At 39.8% G+C, this 6,350-nt stretch carries 5 protein-coding genes; 4 read left to right on the top strand and 1 reads right to left on the bottom strand.

Annotated features, from left to right (window positions below; all coding sequences use genetic code 11):
• Positions 1-349 (bottom strand): cation:proton antiporter (locus RQ763_RS08525; RefSeq protein WP_314152372.1); only part of this gene is annotated, 349 nt, incomplete at its 3' end.
• 168 nt (positions 350-517) lie between these two features.
• Between RQ763_RS08525 and RQ763_RS08520 the strand changes: the two genes are divergently transcribed.
• From RQ763_RS08520 to RQ763_RS08505, 4 genes are all read left to right on the top strand, one after another.
• Positions 518-2,146: a CTP synthase gene (locus tag RQ763_RS08520; RefSeq protein WP_314152370.1), complete on the top strand. Its 1,629-nt coding sequence runs from the start codon at positions 518-520 to the stop codon at positions 2,144-2,146.
• A gap of 2 nt (positions 2,147-2,148) precedes the next feature.
• Positions 2,149-3,750, top strand: coding sequence for a single-stranded-DNA-specific exonuclease RecJ (recJ, locus tag RQ763_RS08515; protein ID WP_314152369.1), 1,602 nt, complete (start codon positions 2,149-2,151; stop codon positions 3,748-3,750).
• Between the two features lie 133 nt (positions 3,751-3,883).
• Complete coding sequence (locus tag RQ763_RS08510; RefSeq protein ID WP_314152367.1) at positions 3,884-5,362, top strand: FAD/NAD(P)-binding oxidoreductase; 1,479 nt, start codon at positions 3,884-3,886, stop codon at positions 5,360-5,362.
• Positions 5,363-5,456: 94 nt separating this feature from the next.
• The coding region (locus RQ763_RS08505) for an MBL fold metallo-hydrolase (protein WP_314152366.1) at positions 5,457-6,350 on the top strand (894 nt) is incomplete at its 3' end.

Raw genomic sequence — 6,350 nt, 5'->3', positions numbered from 1 at the left:
GAGCGGAAGTTGACTCAAGCGAAAAGAGATAGTGGCTTATAGCGTAAACGAACAAGGCGGTAAATCCAACCTGCAAAAAGCCGTTGAAAAATATCTCTTTTTTCATGCTGTTCATCTTAGCCAAAGATATCTCAAGACCTATCGTAAACATCAAAAAAACTATACCAAATTCACCTATGTGCTCTAGAGTTTTTGAGTCGTTCATATACCTTAAATCTAGCGCATAAACCATTATGGTTCCGGTAAAGATGTAGCCTATTATCTGCGAGATGCCAAAGCGCTTTAAAAACAGATTTAACACCGTAGAGATGCCTAGAGCCATAACAATATACAAAAGTGCTGAATCCATAAAAGTCTTTCAAATCTTAGTTTTAAGGGTTTTAAGAGCTCCCTTGAAGTAACGTTATTATAGCAAAAGAAACTTTGAGCTTTAAATATTTTAAAAAAAATCATATACTTAAATTTAAGAGATTCTATACTATAATCGCGGCTATGTTTGACATTTTGGAGCTATTTTATGACTAAATATATTTTTGTTACCGGCGGAGTTTTAAGTTCTCTTGGAAAAGGGATAACGGCAGCCAGCATTGGCACACTCTTAAAACATGCCGGCATACAAGTCGGTATGTTAAAGATAGATCCATACATCAATGTTGACCCCGGAACCATGAGTCCGCTTGAACACGGGGAAGTTTTCGTTACAAAAGATGGAGCGGAGACGGATTTAGACATCGGAAACTATGAAAGATTTTTGGACTCTTCTTATCTTAAATCGAGCAACTTTACTACCGGTCAGGTATACTCTAGCGTAATTGAGCGAGAGCGTGCAGGCGGTTATTTGGGACAGACTATTCAGGTCATTCCGCACATAGTCGGCGAGATTGTAAAACGCATAAAAGAGGCCGGAGAGGGTCATGAGATCCTTATAGTGGAGCTTGGCGGAACGGTAGGGGATATTGAGGGTCTTCCATTTATGGAGGCTATCCGACAGATGAAGCATGATGAAGAGGTAGAGGGAACATTTTTTGTTCACGTCACGCTCATTCCATATATCAAAGCTGCAGGCGAGTTAAAAAGCAAACCTACCCAGCACTCCGTTCAAGAGCTTCGCCGCATCGGTATAACTCCGCAGATGATAATTGCAAGAAGCGAGAATGCACTCCCAAAAACATTCAAGAAAAAACTGGCGATGAGCTGTGACGTCTCCGCAGACAGCGTCATAGAGGCTCTTGACGCTGCAACTATTTATGATATTCCTATTACATTTTTAAGACAAAACATTTTAAAACCGATATCAAAAGAGCTTTCACTCGGCGAACTAAATCCGGACATGGAGAAGTGGGACTCTCTTGTAAAAAAGATTGTTCAGCCTAAAAACCGCATTGTTTTAGGATTTGTCGGAAAATATCTCGAACTAAAAGAGGCTTACAAATCTTTAACGGAATCTCTTATCCATGCAGGTGCGCATCTTGATACGCGCGTGGAAATTCATTGGGTTGATAGTGAAGAGATTGAGACAAGAGGCACAGAAGCGCTTCTTGGCGATTGCGACTCCATCTTGGTTGCAGGAGGATTTGGAAATCGCGGAGTTGAGGGCAAAATCAAAGCCATAGAGTACGCACGCGTAAACAAAATCCCATATCTTGGAATCTGTCTTGGTATGCAGCTCACACTTGTGGAGTATGCAAGAAACGTGCTTGGTTTGGAGGGTGCAAACTCCGTAGAGTTTGATGAAAGTACACCTTATCCGATAATCTATCTTATTGACAATTTTATGGACCAAAGCGGAAATACGCAACTTAGAACACACAAATCTCCAATGGGCGGAACAATGCGTCTTGGAGAGTATCCATGTGACACTAAAGAGGGCTCGATTATACGTAAAGCCTACGGCGGAGCAAAAACAATTTTTGAGAGACACCGCCACAGATATGAGGCAAACCCTACTTACAGAAAGCAGCTTGAAGATGCGGGCATGATTGTAACAGGTGAGTCAAACGGACTTATAGAAGCGGTTGAGATAAAAGATCATCCATGGTTTTTGGGAGTTCAGTTTCATCCTGAGTTTACCTCGAGACTTCAAACTCCAAACCCTTCGATTTTAGCATTTGTTGAGGCAACTCTAAATATTTCACAGCAAAAATAGTTATGCATCTCTTTGATGATGTGCCTATATTAAACAAGTCGGCTCTTTTTGAGCTGCTCTCTCAAAGATTTGACACTCAAGAAAAAACACTCTCGCAAATCCCAAATCCAAATCTTCTCCATGATGCTTCAAGGGCAGCTAAAAAAATAGCCGCTGCCATAAGAGAGAATAAGAAAATAACCCTTGTTGGCGATTACGATGTTGATGGCGTAAGTGCAACAGCCATAATGGTCGACTTTTTCAGACAGATTCCCTACCCTCTTCAAACAATCATCCCGAACCGTTTCAGTGACGGTTATGGAGTAAGTCCAAACGTTTTAAAAAGAGTTGATGCGGACATTGTTATAACGGTGGACAACGGCATAACAGCCATAGAGGCTACCGAGATCTGCAAAGAGCGCGGCATAGAACTAATTATTACCGATCACCATACGCCGCTAGAAACACTTCCTGAAGCATACGCCATAGTAAATCCAAAATTATCACGCTGCAGCTACCCCTTTGAAGAGATCTGCGGAGCTCAAGTCGCGTGGCTTCTGCTTGGACTAGTAAAGAAAGAGCTCTCTCTTGACATCGACATGAAAGGCTTTTTGGATATTTTGTGTATTGCGGTAATCGCAGATATTATGCCTCTTACGGATATAAATAGAGCCATTGTTAAAGAGGGATTGAAGATTTTGATGCACTCGAAAAGACCCTCTTCTATCATAATAAGAGATTTTTTAAATAAGAGCTCCATCACATCTGAAGATATAGCCTTTGCAATTGCGCCGCGTATAAACTCCGCAGGGAGACTTGAAGATGCAAGCATTGCGCTGGAGTTTTTAACCGCAAAAACAACAAATGAAGCCTATACGCAGTTCGAAAAGCTAAACTCCCTAAATGAGCTAAGACGCACAACAGAAGCTCAAACTACGAATGAAGCGTTTGAGCTTGTCAATGAAGAGGAGACTATTATCGTTGTTGCAAAAGAGGGTTGGCATGAGGGCGTTGTAGGAATTGTAGCCTCTAGGCTCGTGGATCATTTCTCAAAGCCGGCAATTGTCCTAAGCATAAAAAACGGCGTTGCCAAGGGGAGTGCCAGAAGCATAGGCAACATAAACATATATGAACTTATCAAGCAAAACAGTAGCCTTTTAACCAAATTTGGCGGACATAAGATGGCAGCTGGTCTCTCTCTTGAGGATAAAAATATAGATTTATTTAAAGCTGCTCTTAACAAAAGTGCCTCAAAACTAAGCCCGGCAGACTTTCTCTCTCTTGAGAAGGTTATGGGCATACTTCCAAGCGATGAGATAGACTTTGGGCTCTTAGAGCTGCTAGAGAGCTTTGAACCTTATGGCGAGGCAAACTCACGTCCGCTTTTTTTGATCAAAGATGCCCAAGTAGTAGAGATAAAATATTTCGGCAAAGATAAGTCACATACAAAAGTACTACTTAAGCAATTTGCCCATGAGAGAAAACCGATAGAGTTAATACTCTTTAAAAAAATTCTTGAAATGCCTAGTGAAAAAAAGTTAACCTGCAGTTACGGCGTGACAAAAAATGAGTTCAACTCACGTGTATCAGTTCAGCTTATTATAAATAAAATATATAATTATTAAGTAAAAATTACACTCATAAATTACACATAAGCACCTAAAATAGCATTATTATAAGAAAAACTACTATGTTTAAAAATATCTTAAGGCGCAAAGATGTAAAATTGATAACTTTATCACAAAAAAAGGAAAAATCATGAAGAAAAATAAGATCTTAGAAGAGATTTTAAATGAAGTGGATAAGCATCCGGAGATTATGTCTCGTCGTGAGGCTTTAAAATACCTAACGGTGTCTCCGTTAGCAGCATCTGTTTTAGCTAGTGCTACCGTGGGGGCTGCAACTGCATCCGCATCTGCAGATGTTAAAGGTAAAATAGTTATTTTAGGTGGCGGCTTAGCAGGTATGAGTACGGCTGCACGTCTAAACAACACTATTTCGGATGCAGATATAACTGTTATAGAGCCGGATCCAATATCTGTTTCTTATCAGCCTGGTCAAACATTGGTTGCTAGTGGTGTTTGGGAAATTGATGACATTATCTACAAAAGAGACGACTTTGTTCCAAGCGGCGTAAAGCTTATCAAAGGCAGCGTAACTTCTATAGATCCTGAGAACAACAAAGTTATAGTTGATGGAAACCAAGAGGTAACTTACGATCAGCTTATAGTAGCAGCGGGAGCAAATCTTAACTATGCAGCTATTAAAGGTTTAGAGGGTGAAATTACATCTTCTGGAAAAGATAATGCAGCTACAAAAAAGACAATTACACAAAATGGTGTACACTCTCTTTACTTCCAAGACGGTGCTGTTGCAACGTGGAAAGGTATCCAAGAGCTGATTAACACAGCAAAAGCTCACAAGGGACCTGAAAAACTTCAAGCGTTATTCTCTAACCCTAGAGGAGCTATCAAATGTGGTGGCGCTCCACTTAAAATCATGTATTTAACACATGCTCGTCTTGTAGAAGCTGGTGTGCGTGATAAAGTAGAACTTACTTTCAACACAAACAACGGGGCTCTATTTGGTATTCCTGATTACAACGCACCTATCGTTAAACAGTTTGAAGCAAGAGATTTCAAAGTAAACTACAAGCACAACCTTGCTGAGATAGATCCAGCTGCTAAAACAGCAACATTCAACAAGTGGAAAATGGAGAAAAAAGAGTTTGAAGATGAGATGGGTGAACCAATCTTCAAAGAAGTAGAAGTTAGCGAGCCTGTTACATTCAAGTATGACTTTATACATGTTGCTCCTCCAATGAAAACACCTGATGTTGTTGGCAAATCAAAAATCGGTTCAGCTGGCAGCTGGGTTACAGTTAACAAAGAGACTCTACAAAGCGGTTTCTTTCCAAATGTATGGGCTGTAGGTGACTGTGCTGGTGTTCCAATGGGTAAAACCGGAGGTTCGGCTCGTAAGCAGTACAAAGTCGTTGTTGAAAACGTTATTGCTGCAATGGGCGGCAAAGAACTGACTGCTAAATATGACGGATATACAGTTTGTCCACTTATCACAAGTATCGGTACTGTTATGCTTGCAGAGTTTGACTGGAGTAAAAAACCTACACCTTCATTCCCTCTTGATCCTACAAAAGAGAGATGGATTTACTGGTTGTTAAAAGTTTATATGCTTAAGCCAATGACAATCTACGGTATGCTTTCAGGTAGAGCATAAAAAGAACTACTTAATCCTCCTTTATGGGGGGATTTACCCTTCACATAGTATAATAATCACCAAAATTAAAATTTTACACAACACAGGAGACGAGATGAAAAAAGCTACTATTTTAGCTTCAATTGCCATGCTCTTTTCAATATCGCTAAATGCTTTTACATTAGGAAGTTTAGGTGAGTTTAAATTTGAGAAGATGAACCAAAATGTTTATGTTATGCATGGACCTGAAACAGAGCCTAGCAAAGAGAACGAAGGGTTTATGAACAATCCTGTCGTTGTTGAGAGCAAGAACGGACTTATTGTAATTGACCCAGGCGGAAACTATAACGTAGGTAAAAAAATTCTCGCAGAGATAGAGAAATTGAGCCCTAAGCCGATAATTGCTGTTTTTAATACGCATAAACACGGTGACCACTGGTTTGCAAACAAAAATGTTAGGGAAAAATACCCAGAAGTGCCAATCTATGCATTAACCTATATGATTGAGCAAGTTAAAGACAATTCAGCTGAAACTTGGTACGGTATCCTAGACAGACTTACCGGAAATCTAGAGGGCACTAAACCTTTTACATTTCCGAGCGAAGGTATTGAAAACAAGCAGACAGTTGTTGTTGACGGAGAGACTTTTATAATGCGCCACTTTGCAAAAGGGCATACCGACACGGATATACTTATTGAACATACAAACTCAAATACGCTTTTTATCGGGGATAATCTTATAACAAACCGTTTTGGAGCATTTGATGAATCTTCAAGCATTATCGAAAATATAAAAGTGCTTGAGAAGATTAAAAATCAAGAGGACGGATTTAAAAAATATACACTTTATGTTCCGGGTCATGGTCCATCGGGCACTGAGATAAGCAAAACCGTAGAGCCATTTTTAAAGTACCTAAAAATTGTACTTGAGGGTGCCCAAAAAGCTTATGACGATGGTATAGCAAGCTATGAAATAAAGCCGGAAGTACATGAGAAATTAAAAGAGTAT

Source organism: Sulfurimonas sp., from assembly GCF_032250635.1.
GTDB lineage: Bacteria > Campylobacterota > Campylobacteria > Campylobacterales > Sulfurimonadaceae > Sulfurimonas.
This window is presented reverse-complemented; position numbering and strand designations above follow the sequence as displayed.